Source organism: Pseudomonas sp. D2002 (assembly GCF_013385735.1).
Classification (GTDB): Bacteria; Pseudomonadota; Gammaproteobacteria; order Pseudomonadales; family Pseudomonadaceae; genus Aquipseudomonas.
In genome coordinates this window covers 259,698-276,126 of the sequence record NZ_JACAPL010000002.1, presented here as the reverse complement: position 1 = coordinate 276,126, position 16,429 = coordinate 259,698, and the positions used below count along the sequence as shown (strand labels likewise).

Here is a 16,429-nt window from a genome sequence, read left to right as displayed (position 1 = left end):
CACGTCCCTGGCTTAGCATGGCGCTACACATTACTAAAAAGGAGCTGTGCCATGTCGAGCCTGCCTGAGTTGGCCCCGGCCATCGTCGCCTATATCGCTGCGACCAATACCCGCGATACCTCGGCCATCGCCCATTGTTTTGCTGACGATGCCAACGTGTTCGATGAAGGCGAGCATCAAGTCGGTATAGCCGCCATTGCGCGTTGGATGGAAGACACCGGGCGCCGTTATCAGCCGCGGGTCGAGGTGCTGAATGTGCAGCATCGCACCGGCAAGGTGTTGGTCAGCAATGGGGTGTCCGGCAATTTCCCCGGTAGCCCGCTTGAGCTGCGCTACACCTTTCGCCTGAACGAGCAGGGCAAGATTTCGCGGCTGGATATCTCCCTGTAAGTCATACTGGCACGCATGACTTTCGACTCGCCTCTCGCCGCGTACCAACATGCCATCGCCCAGCCAGGTTTCGTCGTCGACGACGCCCAGCGCCGGGCGGTTGACGCCTTGCAGCACTGCCACGAAGCCTTGCACCAAGGCCATTCACCGATCACCGGGGTTTACCTCTGGGGGCCGGTGGGCCGCGGTAAAACCTGGTTGATGGACCAGTTCTACCAGACCCTGCGGGTGCCCGCGCGGCGTCAGCATTTTCATCACTTCATGGGCTGGGTGCACCAGCGTTTGTTCCAGCTCAGCGGCATCCACGACCCGTTGCAGGCCTTGGCCCGTGAGCTCAGCCAGGAAGTGCGGGTGCTGTGTTTCGACGAGCTGTTCGTGAGTGACATTGGTGATGCGATCATTCTCGGCCGCCTGTTCCAGGTGATGTTCGAAGAAGGCGTGGTGATGGTGTGCACCTCGAACCAGCCTCCTGACCAGCTGTATGCCGATGGCTTCAACCGCGAACGCTTCCTGCCGGGCATCGCGGCGATCAAGCAGCATATGCAGGTGGTGGCGGTAGACGGTGAGGAAGATCACCGTTTGCATCCCGGCGCGAGCTTGCAGCGTTATTGGGTGAATCAGCCGGAGGCACTCGCCACGGTGTTCAAGCAGCTGAGCGAAGGGCAGGCGGTGAGCAGCGGGCCGGTCAGTGTCGGCCATCGCTCGATTGCGGCGGTGCTGTCCAGCGATACGGTGCTTTGGTGTCGCTACTGCGATCTGTGCGAGCAGCCGCTGGCCGCCATGGACTTTATGCTGTTGTGTGATCGCTTCAGCGCGATCCTGCTGGGTGAGGTTCCCAACCTGAGTGCGCAGAAGCGCCCGGCGCGCATCGCTCGGGGCACTGAAGATGCTGCCCAGCGCGTGGTGGCCGGTGATCGCGAACTGCCGCAATTGTCGGTGCACGATGACAGTGTGCGGCGCTTTATCGCGCTGGTGGATGAGTGCTACGACCGCAAAGTGCCGTTGTTTATCGAGGCCCGTGTGGCGCTGGAACATCTCTACACCGAAGGCTATCTGGAGTTTGCATTTCGCCGCACCCTGAGCCGGTTACAGGAGATGCAACTTCAGCGTTTCGGCGCATAGGACAAATCCCAGGCTGAAGGCGCTTGTTGATGCGCCCAACCTTCGTGCTTTCAGGCAGGCATTTGTAGTTAATCTCCTTCATCCAGAGCCGACTCCGCGCTTACAATCGTCCTCTCAAAGGGAGCCTGTTCCCTTGTTGTCGTGATTGAGGAAGGAAATGGACACCCCTGACATCCTGGTGCTGCAAGCCAGCTACACCAACCCCGTGCATGCCGAGGCGATTGGCCTGGTGCTTAACCATTACGCCGAAGACCCGATGGGCGGCGGTCATACCTTGCCTGCCGACCTGTTGCAGCAATTGCCGGCCGAGTTGGCCAAGCGCCCCCACGCGTTCAGCGTACTGGCGTTTGTCGGTGGCGAGCCGGCAGGTTTGGTTAACTGCTTTGAAGGGTTCTCGACGTTTGCCTGCCGCCCGCTGGTCAACGTTCACGACGTGGTGGTGATGAACCCGTTTCGTGGCCTGGGGTTGAGTCAGAAAATGTTGCAAAAGGTTGAGGAAATCGCGCGCCAGCGAGGTTGCTGCAAGATCACCCTGGAGGTGCTTGAAGGCAATGACGTGGCTCAAGCGGCGTATCGCAAGTTCGGTTTTGATGATTCGATCTTTGACCCGGCTCACGGGCGCATGTTGTTCTGGAGTAAACCGCTTTAATAGTGGCTCTGATTAAACGCAGGGCAAAAAAAGGCGCCATTAAATGGCGCCAAGTTAACCTTTACCAACGGAGCGGGATGGCACAGGGTAATGCGGATTAACTAAGTATTAAATCAGCTGTTCGGTTTTTGCTCGGCATCCGGTTGTTCGGTAGTGCGAGGCTTTACAGTCTTGCCATCGGCAATCGCTGTTTTGTCATTCGTGCCGTGTGTCTTTTGCTGCATGAAGGTGAAGTCGTTGTAGAACTGCTTGGAGCGCTCTGAACCGCCTTCTGCAAAGGCGGCAACGGAGGTCACGGTCATCAGGCTGGCGAGCATCAAGGTGGAGAGTTTCATGGCAGTATTCCCATTAAGAGTGAAAGGTGTCCGATCACTCCTTGATCCGGTTCATGGGGCGACTATGGCGGCGTCTTATTAAGTGGGAATTAACGTGGAACCGCCCGGAAGTTAACGTTTTTGTTAACTTCCGGGGCAGGGCTTACAGCTGCCAGTCCAAGGCAAGCGTGATGGAGCGCGGGTCTCCCCAATACACGCCATTATAAAAGCCGACACGTTCGTAATATTTTTTATCAAATAGATTGTTCACGTTAACCGATGCCGAAACATGTTCGTCGAACTGGTAGCGCGACATCAGGTTGACCACGGTGTAGGCCTGTTGGGTAATCTTTGCCCGCGTAGTGATCAGGTTGCCCTTGTCATCCCGCGCGCCCGTAGGCCGGTTGCTGAAGTCATACATGTCGCTCTGCCAATTCACCGCGCCACCCACCGTGAGGTTGCGCCATTGGCCCGGCAGCCGGTAGGCGCTGGAGAGCTTCAGCAGGTTGAGTGGTTGTTGGGTATTGTTACGTTTGCCCGAGCCATTCAACGAGTGGGTGTAGGTATAGCCTGCGGTCACATTCCAGTCGGGCAGGACTTCACCGGCAACCTCGAGTTCGAAGCCATTGACCTTGTTACCCTTGCCGCCGGATTTGTAGTATTCCTCCCCCGTGGTTGGGTTCGGCGGTACCGAGTCGTCCAGTTCTGCGACGTTGTCCTGGGTGCTCCAGAAGTAAGCCGCGGCCACATTCAAGCGCTCCTGCAGCAGGCTGCCTTTGAGCCCCACTTCATAGTTGCTGCCCACAACGGGCTCCAGATACTTCTTACCCACGTCGACGGAATCCTGTGGCCTGAAAATATCGGTGTAACTGGCGTAGACCGTGTACTCCGGCGTCAGGTCATAGAGCAGCCCCGCATAAGGCGTCCACATGTCATTGTGGGTCTGACGCGTCTTGCCGCTGTTCTTCAACTGGTCATTGGCGTCATAGTCAGGTTCGGCTTTTTCGTACTCCCAACTGCCATAGCGGCTGCCCAGCACCGCGTGCAGGCGATCCGTCAGGTTCAGTTGAGTGGCCAGGTAACCCGCCTTCTGTTTTTTAGAGCTGTGCTCGCCCTTGAGCGACGTGACCGTGTCAGGAAACTTGGCGATCCCGCCCATGTGTTTCCAGTCGTCGATGTCGTTGTACCCGGCGGGCGTCTTGCCCTGGCGCATGAACGGTGAGGTGTCGCGTTGTGCGGCTTCGCCATAACCCACCATCAGCTTGTGCTCGCGGCCTAGCAGCGGATAAGTGCCGGCGAGGTTGAGGTCGATCGCCTCCATTCTGGACGTACCGAGCATATGGCTGTTCCAGGCTTTCATGCCGCTGCGATCATCATTGGGAAAGCCAGCGCCGCCGTAGTAGACCTTGCCATCCGTATCGCTTTGGCGATGGGTATACGCCGCCTTCAGATGCCAGTCACCCGCCAGCCGATGGTCCAGCGTCGCGAAGGTGGTTTTGTCCGTCAGCGGCCAGGAGCTCCAGTCTGCCGCCATGTTGGTGGAGCGCGACAGCCCGGCCTTGCCGCCCTGGCTGTTCCAGTAGGGCACGGTGCCCCAGGACGTGCCTTGCACGTGTTTGTCCTGGTAATCAAAGCCTACGGCCAGCACGGTGTCGTCTGAAAGATCGCCTTCCAGAATGCCGTAGCCGACGGTGCGCTGCAGCCCGTAGTTGTCACGGAACGACTTGCTATCGCGGTAGGCCAGCACGCTGCGCCCGCGCAAGCGGCCGTCAAAGGCCAGCGGGCCGCCCACGTCCACGTAGCTGTAGTAGTTGTCGTGGCTGCCACCGCTCACGCCGGTTTTTGCCTGCCATTGCGCGGTTGGGCGCTTGCGTACCATGTTGACGGTGGCCGAAGGGTCACCTGCGCCGGTGGTCAAGCCCGTGGCGCCACGTACGACCTCAATGTGGTCGTAGATGATGGTGTCAGCGTCCGACTTCATATACCCGAAGGTATTGAGCATCCCGTCAATCTGGTAATTGGTGATGGCGTAGCCACGGGAGGAGTAGTAGACGCGGTCGGAGTCATAGTGCTGGACGTTGACACCGGTTGTCTGGCGCAGCACCTCGGTCAGGGTGTTGAGGTTGAAATCATCCATCTGCTGACGGGTGATCACCGAGACCGACTGAGGGGTTTCCTTGATGGACAAGTTGAGCTTGGTCGCCGTGCTCATCGCGCCGGTGGTGTAGGCGCCGGTGTGCTCGGTGGTGGCGCCCAGGCCTTCGGCGGTGATGCTGGTGGCGCCCAGCTCCAGCGTGTTGGTCGGCGGGTGTTCGGGGTCGGTTTCGGCCAGTAGGTCCGTGCTCAGAACAGCACCGAACAGGCCAAGGGTGAGGGTCATGGAACGGGTAAACGGCGCGAGCATCGCGGCAGACTCCTTGTCGTCTTTGAAGCCACCCCGGAAAGGGAAGGCCATGGCTCAAAGACGAAAGGAGACGTGGAACTTTAGGTTTAAACGAGAATGATTGTTATCTTTCTGTTACAAGGCCTTGGCTACTTGATGACCACTTCAGCGGCATCCGGCTTCTTCGGCTTGAGCATGCTGAAATCGATCAGGCCTTTTTTCTGGCCGATATAAGGGTCGCCAATCATCAGCGGACGCGGCTTGAAGCTGGCATTGACCAGGCTCTTGCTGCGGTCCCATTCATCGAAGCTCAACCCGGCGAGGTCGGCCCAGGTGTGGATCAATTGCGAGCTGCTGGAAGGGCGCTGCAGGCTGCTGGCGAAGCTCCAGTCGTGGGTTTCCCGCCACTTCGGCGAGGCGTACGCCATGAACGGAATGGTGTACATCGGCGCAGTGGGCTTGCCTTCGTTACGCCCCAGGGTGCTGTGGCCGGCCGAGTCGTACACGTCCTCGCCGTGGTCCGAGAGGTACAGCAGGAAGCCGTTCGGGTCGGTCTTGGCGTAGTCCTTGATCAGGCTCGACACCACGAAGTCGTTGTACAGCACCGCGTTGTCGTAGCTGTTGTAGACCGGCAGCTGTTCATCGCTGATGCCGGGCGGTACGCCCTGGCGATCGGTGAATTTGTCGAAGGTCGGCGGGTAGCGATACTGGTAGCTCATGTGCGTGCCCAGCAGGTGCACCACGATGAATTTGCGTTCAGCAGGGTCAGCCATGGCCTTGGCGAAAGGCTCCAGTACGTCGCCATCATATTGGCGGGCATTCTGGTTGCGGTTGTTATTGAGGTACACCTGCTCGTCAGCCTGTTCGGAAAAGGTCGTGAGCATGGTGTTGCGCTTGGTCATGGTCTGCTGGTTGGTGATCCAGTAGGTCTTGTAGCCGGCCTGTTTCATCACGCTCACAATCGACGGCGTCTTGAGGTACAGGTCCGGGTTCTCTTCGTCGGCGAAGGTCAGCACCTGTTGCAGCGCTTCAATGGTGTAGGGGCGCGGGGTAATGACGTTGTCGAACACCGCCAGCTGGTCGCGCAGCTTGTCCAGTTCCGGCGTGGTGTTACGCGGGTAGCCGTAGAGGCTCATGCGCTGGCGGTTGGTGGACTCGCCGATCACCAGCACCAGCGTGGAGGGCTGGCCGGCCATGGTGTCCTTGAGGTTCTTCAAGGGCGGGATCTGGCTGGCACTGGTCAGCATGCCTTGCATGCTGTTGAGTTGTTCGGTGTAACGGCGGTAGGCAACGATCATCTGCCATGGCACGGCGGGCTCGACACGCGATTCGAAGCCGTCGATGGCCAGTTCCATGGTCGGGTTGGTTGCAATCTGCTTGACCAGCGGGTAGCCGACCACCGCCAGTACAATCGCAGTCGCCGCCAGGATCGCCTGGCCGCGCGGCAGGTAGACCGGGCGCAGGCGGGTCCACAGGAACACTGCAAAGGCGGTATGGGCGATGAACGCCAGCACGATCCACCAGGCGAAGTATTGGGTCGCGTATTCGCCGGCTTCAGAGATGTTCGACTCGAACATGATGAAGATGACGCTTTGCGAAAACTCCTGCTGATAGATGAAGAAGTAACCAAGGCTGGCCATGGAACAGGCCCACAGCACCACGCCGATCAATGCGGCGAGCATGCGGGTCTGGCGCGGGAACAGCAGCATCGGCGCCAACCAGAAGGCGCTAAGGAAGAAGGCTTGGCGAAAACCACTGAACCCGGAGGTGCCGGTCAGTTGGATCAGGAGTTGGGTGATACCCGAGAAATACCAGAAAAACAGGAACAGCCAGCCAAGGCCGGCCCAATCAAAGCCTTTCGCAGACTTCGTGCTGCGTTTGAACATCGCCATCCAGCGCTCCAACCCGATAATTGCCAGTCACCGCGCAGAAGTGCGCGCAACACGAGGGCTACCCCAGGTGGGCGGCCCTATTCGGCGGGAGTATCGGGAGGAGGGTGTGAAAACTTCGTGAGTTATTCCTGAACGGTTCGTTCAGCTCACGTTCAGCAAAGCGCGGGCTGGGTGCCGGACGCCTGGTTGATCTGGGCCTGAAGGTAGGAACGCAAGCGCAGGACTTCCTGCTGCAACTGATCGCGTTCGTCTTTCAACTGGCGCAATTCATCGCGACGGACGCTGACGTAGAGGGTCTGTGGCGGGCGGGTCATCTGTGCTGTGCTCATTGCTTGCCTCGCAAATAGCCGGTAGATCGCGATGTCGGAACGCGTTAGGGGAGGGGCTCGACACCAGTCGGAAGCAATTCTGAATTCTTTTTTGAATCAAGGGAACTTTTTTATTTTTGATGGTCGTGTGACTTTTTGCGCGGTGATGCTGAAACGCTGGCCAACTTTTTGTCATGAAACTACACGGATCCGCTCTGGACTAACCCTCATTAGCCTCATTGCGCTATAAACTATGTCACACATTTATTTAGCAGTTAGGAGCATCAGCACATGCAACTGGGGATTATCGGACTAGGCCGCATGGGCGGTAACATTGCGCGGCGCCTGATGCTCAATGGGCATACCACCGTTGTATACGACCGTAACGAAGCATTCGTCAAAGGCTTGAGCGAAGAGGGCGCCACCGGCGTTGCCGACTTGAAAGCCCTGGTGGCCGGCCTGCAAAAGCCGCGCGCCGTTTGGGTCATGTTGCCTGCAGGCGACCCGACTGAAAACACCATCAATGAACTGAGCGAATTGCTGGAAGACGGTGACGTGATCATCGACGGCGGCAACACCAACTATAAAGACGACGTGCGCCGTGCCAAGGCGCTGTCGGAAAAAGGCCTGCACTATGTCGACGTCGGCACCTCCGGCGGCGTCTGGGGCCTGGAGCGCGGTTATTGCATGATGATCGGTGGCGACGCCGAGACCGTGCAACGCCTCGACCCGATTTTCGCCAGCCTGGCCCCAGGCCTGGGCACGATCCCGCGCACCAAGGACCGTTCCGCCTCGGCTGATTCACGAGCCGAACATGGCTACATTCACGCGGGCCCAGCCGGTTCCGGGCATTTTGTGAAGATGATTCACAACGGCATCGAGTACGGGATGATGCAGGCCTTTGCCGAAGGTTTTGACATCCTCAAAACCAAGAACTCGGACAACCTGCCGGAAGATCAGCGCTTTGATCTCAACGTCGCCGACATCGCCGAAGTCTGGCGCCGTGGCAGCGTGGTTTCGTCGTGGTTGCTGGACCTGACCGCCGACGCCTTGGCCACCGACCCGAAACTCGACGGTTATTCGGGCTCCGTGGCCGACAGTGGCGAAGGCCGCTGGACCATCGAAGCGGCCATGGAGCAAGCAGTGCCGGTGCCGGTGCTGTCTACCTCGTTGTTCGCGCGTTTCCGTTCCCGCCAGCAGAGCACCTACGGTGACAAAATGCTTTCTGCCATGCGCTTCGGCTTTGGCGGCCATGTGGAGACTTCCAAAAAATGACCGTCAACGGCAAGAAACCCAAGGCCGAACCCGCTCCACCGACCACGCTGTTTCTGTTTGGCGCCCATGGCGACCTGGTCAAGCGCCTGCTCATGCCGGCGCTGTACAACCTGAGCCGTGATGGGCTGCTGGGCGACGGCCTGCGCATTGTCGGCGTTGATCACAACGCCATCAGTGACGCCGACTTTGCCAAGAAGCTCGAGGATTTCATTCGCACCGAGGCCGCCAGCAAGGTCAAGGGCAATGCCGATAACGCCTTGGACCCCGAGTTGTGGGCGCAGTTGGCCAAAGGCATCAGCTACGTCGAGGGCGACTTCCTCGACGACAGCACCTACGCGGACATCGGCAAGAAAATCGCCGACAGCGGCACCGCCAACGCGGTGTTCTACTTGGCCACTGCACCGCGCTTCTTCAGTGAAGTGGTGCAGCGCCTGGGCAGCGCCGGTTTGCTCAATGAAACCGATGATGGCTTTCGCCGTGTGGTGATCGAGAAGCCCTTCGGCTCCGACCTGGCCACTGCCGAAGCCCTGAACGCGAGCCTGCTCAAGGTGATGAGCGAGAAGCAGATTTACCGCATCGACCATTACCTGGGCAAGGAAACGGTGCAGAACATCCTCATCAGCCGTTTCTCCAACGTGCTGTTCGAAGCGTTCTGGAACAACCATTACATCGACCACGTGCAAATCACCGCGGCTGAAACCGTCGGTGTGGAAACCCGGGGCAATTTCTTCGAAAAAACCGGCACCCTGCGCGACATGGTGCCCAACCACCTGTTCCAGTTGCTGGCGATGGTGGCCATGGAACCGCCGGCGGCGTTTGGCGCCGATGCGGTGCGGGGCGAGAAAGCCAAGGTTGTCGGTGCCATCCGGCCCTGGTCATTGGAAGATGCGCGGGCCAACTCGGTGCGCGGCCAGTACACTGCCGGTGAAATCGCCGGCAAGCAGCTGCCCGGTTACCGCGAAGAAGCCAATGTCGCGCCCGACAGCAGCACCGAGACGTTCGTTGCCCTTAAGGTGATGATCGACAACTGGCGCTGGGTTGGCGTGCCGTTCTACCTGCGTACCGGCAAGCGCATGAGCATTCGCGACACCGAAATCGTGATTTGCTTCAAGCACGCGCCCTACGCGCAGTTCCGCGATACCGACGTGGATGAGCTCAAGCCCACTTACCTCAAGATCCAGATCCAGCCGAATGAGGGCATGTGGTTCGACCTGCTGGCCAAAAAGCCTGGGCCGACCCTGGAGATGGCCAATATCGAGCTGGGGTTTGACTATAAGGACTTCTTCGAGATGCAGCCGTCGACGGGTTACGAAACCCTGATCTACGACTGCATGACCGGTGACCAGACCCTGTTCCAGCGCGCCGACAACATCGAAAACGGCTGGCGTGCGGTACAGCCATTCCTGGATGCCTGGAAAGAGGACGACGGCATCCAGGCCTACAAGGCTGGCGAAGATGGCCCGGCAGCGGCCGATGCCTTGCTGGCCCGTGACGGCCGCACCTGGCACAGCCTCGGATGAGTGACGCCACGATCCATCCCATCCGGTTTGTATTGAGTGATATGGACGGCACGCTGCTGCGCCCCGACCACACCCCCAGTCAGCGCACCATCGACACGGTGCGCGCGTTGCGCGATGCCGGGGTGTTCTTCAGCCTGGCCAGCGGGCGCCCGCCCAAGGCCATGATGCAGATGGTCGAGACGTTCGGCATCGATGTGCCGGTGGCGGGCTTTAATGGCGGTACGTTGGTCAACCCCGATGGCAGCATCCTGCTGGCGCATCATTTGCCGGCAGAAGCGGCCTTGGTGGCGCTGGCGCTGTTCAGCGCAGAGCCGGACGTCGAAGTCTGGCTGTTCGCCGACGGCGATTGGCTGCGCCGTGACCCGCCTGGCCCGATGGTCGCGCGGGAGGCGGCCGGCTTGGGTTACGGGCCGATAGTGGTGGAGAGTTTCGAGCCCTACCTGGATCGGGTCGACAAGATCGTTGCCGCCAGTAACAACGCGCCGTTGCTCAAAGCGCTGGAAGCGCAGCTGCAGCCCAAAGTTGAAGGGTTGGCGCATGTGTCGCGCTCACAGCCGGTGTACCTCGACGTGACGGCCATGCTCGCCAACAAGGGTGACGCCTTGAAGGCCCTGGCCGCGCACCTTGGCGTGCCGCTTGAGCAAACGCTGGCCATCGGCGATGGCGGCAACGACCCGGCGATGTTTCACGTGGCAGGTTTTTCGATTGCCATGGGCCAGGCGGAAGAAGTGGTCAAGCGCCAAGCCAGTGTCGTCACCGGCAGCAATGTCGAGGATGGCGCTGCGCAAGCCATTGAGCGGTTTATTCTCGCGGCGAAATAATAACGCCAACTTAAAGTGCCAACGCTCTAACACCCAACTTCCGATCATTGTTGCTACTGGCAGGCAATGATCGGAAGTTTCTTGGGCGACTTACTTGGGCGACTTACTTCGGCATTGCCCACGACTGCAACTGATGGCCATCTTTGTCGAGTTCGGCGCGCGCCTGCAACAGCAAGTCTTCCAGTTGCGCAGGGTCGGTATAGGCGCTCGAAGACAGCTGTTTACTGCCGATACGGGTATTGGTACGGTCGATGACGCTCAGGCTGAGGGCGCCATTGCCATCGTGCCAGGCCACGCATTGAAAGGGTTGGAAAGCACGGTCTGCGATCAAAAGAGCTTCGTTGATGCGGAGCGGGGCGTTCATGTGGGTCTTCTCTCTAAAATGCCCATCAAGTGTGTGCCGTTGGTTGGGCGGGCCAAACGGTGAGTTACTTGTACTGATGCACGATGGCGGGGTACGGGTCACATGTTAGAGCAAGAAATTTCAACTTTTCCTGATTAACGTCATGTAAGCGGCTGTTTTGGTCGCTGAATGAGGGGGTTAATGCGTCTTCAGTTTTTAACCCCAAACACTGCAGAAGTGGCTTTTTGCCAACACTTATAGCGAAACGGTACAAGGCGCGCGTCAATACCTTGCTAGTGTTAGCGCCAGACATCACAAACCATTGTTTCTAAATAACTTTAATAATTCTGGCGCCAAGGAATAGTCATGGTTGTTACACCTGTCCAACGTCGCCTGCTCGTGGTCGATCCCTGTGAGGATTGCCACGCGCTATTACCCGGCTTGCGCACGGCCGGGTGGGAAGTGGACAGCTGTGCGCTGGGCGCCGTAGGTGATCGTTCCTGTGATGTGGGCTTGCTGCGCTTGCAGCCCGAGCACCTTGAACGCCCCGAAGCGGTCAAGGAGTTGATCAGCCGCAGCGGCACTGAATGGATCGCCGTGCTCAGCCAGGATGTGCTGCGCCTGCAAAATGTCGGGGATTTTGTGTGTGAGTGGTTTTTCGACTTCCACACGCTGCCCTTTGACGTGGCGCGCGTGCAAGTCACCCTCGGGCGTGCGTTCGGCATGGCACGCCTGCGGGGCAAAGGCTACGCGCTGGTCGACGAGCCCGAACATGAGTTGCTTGGCGATAGCCGGCCGATCCGTGAACTGCGCAAATTGCTGGCCAAGCTCGCGCCCACGGAATCACCGGTACTGATTCGCGGCGACAGCGGCACCGGTAAAGAACTGGTGGCCAAGACCCTGCATCGCCAATCCCAGCGCCATGCCAAGCCGTTTGTGGCGATCAACTGCGGCGCCATTCCGGAACACTTGATCCAGTCCGAACTGTTTGGCCATGAGAAAGGTGCATTTACCGGCGCGCACCAGCGCAAAGTCGGGCGTATCGAGGCGGCCCATGGCGGCACGCTGTTTCTCGATGAAATCGGCGACTTGCCCATGGAGCTGCAAGCCAACCTGCTGCGCTTTCTGCAGGAAAAACAGATCGAGCGCGTCGGCGGTAGCCAGCCCATCCCGGTGGATGTGCGCGTGCTGGCGGCGACTCACGTCGACCTGGAGGCCGCAGTGGCCAAGGGCACCTTTCGCGAAGACCTGTATTACCGACTCAACGTTTTGCAGGTGATTACCGCGCCGCTGCGCGAGCGCCATGGCGATGTGGCAATGCTGGCCAATCATTTTTCGCGTTTCTACAGCCAGGAAACCGGCCGGCGCCCGCGCAGTTTCAGCGAAGATGCACTGGTGGCCATGGGGCAACACCCGTGGCCGGGCAATGTGCGTGAGCTGGCCAACCGCGTGCGGCGTGGCCTGGTGCTGGCTGAAGGGCGGCAGATTGAAGCCGTTGATCTGGGACTGCAAGGCGAGCAGGCAATCGCGCCGCCGATGGCTACACTGGAAGATTACAAGCACCGCGCCGAACGACAGGCGCTGTGCGATGTGCTCAACCGGCACAGCGACAACCTGAGTGTCGCCGCCCGCGTGTTGGGGGTTTCCCGGCCGACGTTCTACCGGTTGCTGCACAAACACCAGATCCGCTAGGGCGGGTAAACCGAAAAGCCCCGCAACGACCCTTATCGTTGCGGGGCTGATCGTTCCTACACTCTGCGTGGGATGATCGTTCCCACGCGCAGCAAAGGAATGTAGCCAGGGACGCTCCGCGTCCCGCCGTCCCTAGAAGTAATACGGAAACTTCAGACTAAACGTAAAGTCCGGCGCATCATCCGTCATCCCAATCGACAGGTTCGGCACAATCGTCAGGTTCTCCGACGCCGCAATCGTCATGCCCACGTTGAAGTAACCGGCGTTGGCATCGCTGGACACCACCGACTGCCAATCCTGGCCACTCTGCTTGACCTTGCTTTTACGTTGCACCAGGTCAGACACGGAAAACGACATACTCATCTTCTCGTTGAGGGCAAAAGCTACGCCCACACCGAGTTGGAAGCTGTCGCCCAGGCTGATTTTGCCGGGGATTTTCTGGTTGACGTTGGGGCTGATGTCGCTGAACGAGTCCTCGAAGTTGTGGGTATAGGACAGCGAACCGAACAGTACGGCCGGGTCGAAGGTCTTGACCAGGGAAATACCCGGCGTCACCGACCACACACCGTTACCCGTAGGCAGGCTTTCCGGCACGGCGAGGTTATCGTTGCCGGGTTGCTGGATCAGCTTGATGCCGTAAGGGTCTTGGCCGGTGGGGGCCTTGACGCGAACCGACACCACCGCATCCGGCAGGTTGGCGCTCTCGTCGAGAAACTTGTACGCAATGCCGAAGTTGACATCGCCGATGGTTGGGTCACGGGTGACCGTACCTTCCGATGTGGCGTTGGAGCTGCCGCCGGCGCCTCCCGACTGGTATGTCGATTCGCGGTACACCACCGGCACGTTCAAGTCGAACTGCCAACGGTTATCCAGGTTGTAGCGGCCGGTGAGGTCCAGGGTCCAGCTGTCCGACTTGATTCGGTCCAGGTTGATATTGCCGAGGAAAATCGAGTCCAGCGCCAGAAAACCGTTAAGCGACAACTGGCGAGCGTCATAGCGCGCATAGGTGATGCCGGTTTCAAAGCTGAACTTGCCGTTGCCGAAAAAGCCGCTGGCCTCGTTGTACAAGTTGCTCACGCTTTGCGCCGGGGCGGAGTCGTCCTTGAGGCTCTGCCCGTATGAACTGCCACCCGCTGCGCCGCCGGAGGCTGCAGCGGCGCCGACGCCACGGGTATTGCCGGCCACCGTGGTGCCGCCTTTCTGGAAGTCGGCAGGGGATTTGGCCAAGCGTTTTGGCGCGGGTGTGGCAGGTTGGTCTTCTACTTGGCGTACGCGTTGCTCCAATACGGCCAGTGCTTTTTGCTGCACTTCATAACGTTGCTTGAGCTCCAGCAGTTCCTGCTTCAACGTTTCGATATCGGCATCCGGCGCGGCATACAACATGGATGCGGGCAGGAGCGTACTCAAGCAAACCACGGCACGTAACGATAACGATCGATGCATGAAATAAGCCGTCCCTTTCTAATGCGTAAGTGTCGAGGCACAGCGTAGTTCAATATCCGGCAGGGCGTAGGCCTTTGAGTTGATCCAGGTTGAGGTTCTGCGTGATGTTGTTTAAACCGTTGTTGCCCAACACCACATTGAGCTGGGTCAAGTTGTTCACGAAGTTACTGTTGCCCTGAATAACGGTGCCTTGCAGCACGTTGCCACCGCCGATTTGCTGCACCACATTGCCTTGGTTGTTATTGGCCTGGAGGGCCATTTGCAGCCCGCCATTGTTGGCCGTGACCGTGACTTGGCCCGCTGCGGTGCCTCCGGTAATCGGCTGGCCGGCCATCAAGGCCTGCCCGGATTGCACGTAGTTGGCAGGTGCCAGGCCGTTTTTGTTAACGTTAATATCGACGCCGTTGCTGGCGGTGTTGCCATCACCGGCGGCGCGTACGCTTTGCACGACGCCCTGGCCGCTGCCCAGGCCGGCGCCACCCACCACCGTGCCAGTGCCTTCAGGCTGCTTGATCACGCCGCTGCCGTCGTTGCCGGTAATCTGCACGTAGAACTGTGGGGTGATGGTGGACGAGTTGACCTGCATATTCGCGGTGCCGGTGACGCTCGCACCGGCGGCGTTGGTCCAGGTGCTGCTCATCACGATGCCGAAGCTGACAATCCGCCCGGGCATCACATAGCGCCCACGCAGGTCAGCCATTTCCGAGTCCTTGAGTTCGATCGGCTTGAACGCCGAGGAGGCGTAAGCCGGTGCTGCGGCTGCCAGGCACATGACCGTCAGCCAGTGGAGAGTGTTCATCGTTTGCTCCTGGAGCGTCCTGCTCCTTATTGCGCTTCTAGAAGAAGTCGCTCTGGATGAAACCGAAGTCCATCAATTCACTGTCGCGTACCGGGCTGAACTCGTTCAGCTGGTTCTTGGCGGTCAGTGGGGCGGGCGGGGTGAGCAAGGCGTTGGTCTTGTCGTAGCCCTCGCCGATAACCGCGAACACGATGCCATTCCAGCCTTTGATGAAATCGTCTTTGGCATAGCGCTTGTTACCCAGCACGGGGTCACCGATGTACACCCAGTCCTTGTCGGCACGCTGCATCACCACGAAGTGCTTGTAGCCGCGAATCTCCAGCAGCACCACTACCGGCACTTTCACGGTGATCAGTACTTCGGGCGTAATCCGGTAGCCCTTGGCGCGCATGTGGATGCTTTCCAGGTAGCGCTTCATGTCGAGCATCGAGAAGCCCTGGGTGCGCACCAAATCCTGGTCGGCATTGACCAGCATGCCCTTGATGACGTGGTCTTCATCCACGTCCATCCAATAGGCTTGGCGCAAGATGGTCGCCAGCGCGGCGGCACCGCAGCTGAAATCGGTTTTCTGTTCCACCAGGTTGGCGAATTTGCGCTCGCGGATGCTCTCGACCTTTTTGTACATCAGCCCGCCACCGGGCATGACGATTGCCACTTGGCCTGCCCAGGTCGGGCCGGTGAGTGCGAGCAAAAGGAGGACGGCAACGAGGCGCATGATCGTATGACCTGTTGGACACTGGAAATAAAAAGGGCCTTGTTGCCAAGGCCCTATCTGGATCAGAAGCGAGTGATTGCTACGTTGTTCTGACCTTGGTTGTTGCTGCCCGACAGAACGTTGGAGTTCGATACGCCCGAGCTGTAGTTCATCGAGTTGTTCACGCTGGCGTTGTTGACCACAGGTTTGGTGCTCCAGCCGTGGCCGCTGCTCAGGTTGAGCGTCAGGTTGCCCGACACGTCCTGCACGCCGGTGACCGCTGCTGCGCCGCCGTCGCCATTGCCCGAGGCAATTGCAGTGCTGTTGCTGGCTTGGTTGGAGGTGCCAGACGCTGCGTTCAACTGAATGATGCCCGATGCGTGGTTGCCGCTGTCGTTGAGCGAAGCGTTGTTTTTGGTGCCGCTGTTGAGCACGAAGTTGCCGGTGTTCGATTGTGCGGTACCGGCGCTGGCGAACACGAAGTCGGCATCACCGGAAACGATGGCCACGTCGTTTTTGCCTTGGTTGTTGTCACCGCTCAGCACGTTGCCGTTCGCTACGCCACTGATGTGGTTGTAGGAGTCATTGGCCGAAGCGTTGTTTTTGGTTTTGTCATTGATCACCACGTTGGAGTGGTTGCTTTGACCGTCCAGAGTCGTCGCGGAAGCGGTCGTTGGCGCAGGCTGAGGATGATGGTTAGGTTGACCCGCTTGAGCAGCAACAGCCATGAGCGCAGCGAGAGCGAAAGCCAGTGGTTTAAGAGCCATTGTAGTTTTCATGGTGT

General features: G+C 59.1%; 16 protein-coding genes. 7 read left to right on the top strand and 9 right to left on the bottom strand.

Annotated features, from left to right (window positions below; all coding sequences use genetic code 11):
* Positions 1-51: 51 nt before the first annotated feature.
* The 3 genes from HX783_RS01570 (at position 52) to HX783_RS01560 (ending at position 2,161) form a co-directional block, all read left to right on the top strand.
* Complete coding sequence (locus tag HX783_RS01570) at positions 52-390, top strand: nuclear transport factor 2 family protein (protein ID WP_177015696.1); 339 nt, start codon at positions 52-54, stop codon at positions 388-390.
* A 15-nt stretch (positions 391-405) separates the two neighbouring features.
* Positions 406-1,512, top strand: a complete 1,107-nt coding sequence (gene zapE, locus HX783_RS01565; protein WP_177015695.1) for a cell division protein ZapE — start codon at positions 406-408, stop codon at positions 1,510-1,512.
* A 157-nt stretch (positions 1,513-1,669) separates the two neighbouring features.
* A complete protein-coding gene (locus tag HX783_RS01560) occupies positions 1,670-2,161 on the top strand; it encodes a GNAT family N-acetyltransferase (RefSeq protein WP_177015694.1) in 492 nt (163 codons plus the stop codon).
* A 113-nt stretch (positions 2,162-2,274) separates the two neighbouring features.
* Here HX783_RS01560 and HX783_RS01555 read toward each other — a convergent pair whose 3' ends face one another.
* The 4 genes from HX783_RS01555 to HX783_RS01540 form a co-directional block, all read right to left on the bottom strand.
* On the bottom strand, positions 2,275-2,496 hold the full coding sequence (locus HX783_RS01555) for a hypothetical protein (protein ID WP_177015693.1): 222 nt from the start codon (positions 2,494-2,496) through the stop codon (positions 2,275-2,277).
* 142 nt (positions 2,497-2,638) lie between these two features.
* The gene (locus tag HX783_RS01550) at positions 2,639-4,879 is read right to left on the bottom strand and encodes a TonB-dependent siderophore receptor (protein ID WP_177015692.1); all 2,241 of its coding nucleotides are present in this window, start codon (positions 4,877-4,879) and stop codon (positions 2,639-2,641) included.
* A gap of 128 nt (positions 4,880-5,007) precedes the next feature.
* Positions 5,008-6,750: a phosphoethanolamine transferase CptA gene (locus tag HX783_RS01545; protein ID WP_159955929.1), complete on the bottom strand. Its 1,743-nt coding sequence runs from the start codon at positions 6,748-6,750 to the stop codon at positions 5,008-5,010.
* 152 nt (positions 6,751-6,902) lie between these two features.
* Complete coding sequence (locus HX783_RS01540) at positions 6,903-7,079, bottom strand: DUF6026 family protein (RefSeq protein WP_159955931.1); 177 nt, start codon at positions 7,077-7,079, stop codon at positions 6,903-6,905.
* 270 nt (positions 7,080-7,349) lie between these two features.
* Here HX783_RS01540 and gnd point away from each other — a divergent pair, with 270 nt between their 5' ends.
* The 3 genes from gnd to HX783_RS01525 are packed head-to-tail and all read left to right on the top strand — an operon-like array spanning position 7,350 to position 10,674.
* Positions 7,350-8,333, top strand: a complete 984-nt coding sequence (gnd, locus tag HX783_RS01535; RefSeq protein ID WP_177015691.1) for a phosphogluconate dehydrogenase (NAD(+)-dependent, decarboxylating) — start codon at positions 7,350-7,352, stop codon at positions 8,331-8,333.
* Positions 8,330-9,853 (top strand): glucose-6-phosphate dehydrogenase, encoded by a 1,524-nt coding sequence (gene zwf / locus HX783_RS01530; RefSeq protein WP_177015690.1) that lies wholly within the window; start codon positions 8,330-8,332, stop codon positions 9,851-9,853. The genes gnd and zwf overlap by 4 nt, the downstream gene beginning before the upstream one ends.
* Positions 9,850-10,674 carry a Cof-type HAD-IIB family hydrolase gene (locus HX783_RS01525; protein WP_177015689.1) on the top strand — a complete coding sequence of 275 codons (825 nt, stop codon included), beginning with the start codon at positions 9,850-9,852 and terminating at the stop codon, positions 10,672-10,674. The genes zwf and HX783_RS01525 overlap by 4 nt, the downstream gene beginning before the upstream one ends.
* Before the next feature lie 103 nt (positions 10,675-10,777).
* Here HX783_RS01525 and HX783_RS01520 read toward each other — a convergent pair whose 3' ends face one another.
* On the bottom strand, positions 10,778-11,038 hold the full coding sequence (locus HX783_RS01520) for a hypothetical protein (protein WP_083358686.1): 261 nt from the start codon (positions 11,036-11,038) through the stop codon (positions 10,778-10,780).
* A 345-nt stretch (positions 11,039-11,383) separates the two neighbouring features.
* On the opposite strand from HX783_RS01520, the gene HX783_RS01515 reads away from it, so the two are divergent.
* Positions 11,384-12,709, top strand: a complete 1,326-nt coding sequence (locus HX783_RS01515) for a sigma-54 dependent transcriptional regulator (RefSeq protein WP_159955939.1) — start codon at positions 11,384-11,386, stop codon at positions 12,707-12,709.
* A gap of 132 nt (positions 12,710-12,841) precedes the next feature.
* On the opposite strand, the gene HX783_RS01510 is transcribed toward HX783_RS01515, so the two are convergent.
* The 4 genes from HX783_RS01510 to HX783_RS01495 all read right to left on the bottom strand — a co-directional run bounded on the left by HX783_RS01510 (position 12,842) and on the right by HX783_RS01495 (position 16,424).
* Positions 12,842-14,152, bottom strand: coding sequence for a hypothetical protein (locus tag HX783_RS01510; protein ID WP_159955941.1), 1,311 nt, complete (start codon positions 14,150-14,152; stop codon positions 12,842-12,844).
* A gap of 49 nt (positions 14,153-14,201) precedes the next feature.
* Complete coding sequence (locus HX783_RS01505) at positions 14,202-14,951, bottom strand: hypothetical protein (protein ID WP_177015688.1); 750 nt, start codon at positions 14,949-14,951, stop codon at positions 14,202-14,204.
* 37 nt (positions 14,952-14,988) lie between these two features.
* Positions 14,989-15,666 (bottom strand): C39 family peptidase, encoded by a 678-nt coding sequence (locus tag HX783_RS01500; protein WP_159955945.1) that lies wholly within the window; start codon positions 15,664-15,666, stop codon positions 14,989-14,991.
* A gap of 62 nt (positions 15,667-15,728) precedes the next feature.
* Positions 15,729-16,424, bottom strand: a complete 696-nt coding sequence (locus HX783_RS01495; protein ID WP_177015687.1) for a heme utilization protein — start codon at positions 16,422-16,424, stop codon at positions 15,729-15,731.
* Between the last annotated feature and the right edge of the window lie 5 nt (positions 16,425-16,429).

Excerpts from the sequence above, each read along its gene's own strand:
- HX783_RS01570 (WP_177015696.1), top strand. The coding sequence starts at position 52 with ATGTCGAGCCTGCCTGAGTTGGCCCCGGCCATCGTCGCCTATATCGCT.
- zapE (WP_177015695.1), top strand. The coding sequence starts at position 406 with ATGACTTTCGACTCGCCTCTCGCCGCGTACCAACATGCCATCGCCCAG.
- HX783_RS01560 (WP_177015694.1), top strand. The coding sequence starts at position 1,670 with ATGGACACCCCTGACATCCTGGTGCTGCAAGCCAGCTACACCAACCCC.
- HX783_RS01555 (WP_177015693.1), bottom strand. The coding sequence starts at position 2,496 with ATGAAACTCTCCACCTTGATGCTCGCCAGCCTGATGACCGTGACCTCC.
- HX783_RS01550 (WP_177015692.1), bottom strand. The coding sequence starts at position 4,879 with ATGCTCGCGCCGTTTACCCGTTCCATGACCCTCACCCTTGGCCTGTTC.
- HX783_RS01545 (WP_159955929.1), bottom strand. The coding sequence starts at position 6,750 with ATGGCGATGTTCAAACGCAGCACGAAGTCTGCGAAAGGCTTTGATTGG.
- HX783_RS01540 (WP_159955931.1), bottom strand. The coding sequence starts at position 7,079 with ATGAGCACAGCACAGATGACCCGCCCGCCACAGACCCTCTACGTCAGC.
- gnd (WP_177015691.1), top strand. The coding sequence starts at position 7,350 with ATGCAACTGGGGATTATCGGACTAGGCCGCATGGGCGGTAACATTGCG.
- zwf (WP_177015690.1), top strand. The coding sequence starts at position 8,330 with ATGACCGTCAACGGCAAGAAACCCAAGGCCGAACCCGCTCCACCGACC.
- HX783_RS01525 (WP_177015689.1), top strand. The coding sequence starts at position 9,850 with ATGAGTGACGCCACGATCCATCCCATCCGGTTTGTATTGAGTGATATG.
- HX783_RS01520 (WP_083358686.1), bottom strand. The coding sequence starts at position 11,038 with ATGAACGCCCCGCTCCGCATCAACGAAGCTCTTTTGATCGCAGACCGT.
- HX783_RS01515 (WP_159955939.1), top strand. The coding sequence starts at position 11,384 with ATGGTTGTTACACCTGTCCAACGTCGCCTGCTCGTGGTCGATCCCTGT.
- HX783_RS01510 (WP_159955941.1), bottom strand. The coding sequence starts at position 14,152 with ATGCATCGATCGTTATCGTTACGTGCCGTGGTTTGCTTGAGTACGCTC.
- HX783_RS01505 (WP_177015688.1), bottom strand. The coding sequence starts at position 14,951 with ATGAACACTCTCCACTGGCTGACGGTCATGTGCCTGGCAGCCGCAGCA.
- HX783_RS01500 (WP_159955945.1), bottom strand. The coding sequence starts at position 15,666 with ATGCGCCTCGTTGCCGTCCTCCTTTTGCTCGCACTCACCGGCCCGACC.
- HX783_RS01495 (WP_177015687.1), bottom strand. The coding sequence starts at position 16,424 with ATGAAAACTACAATGGCTCTTAAACCACTGGCTTTCGCTCTCGCTGCG.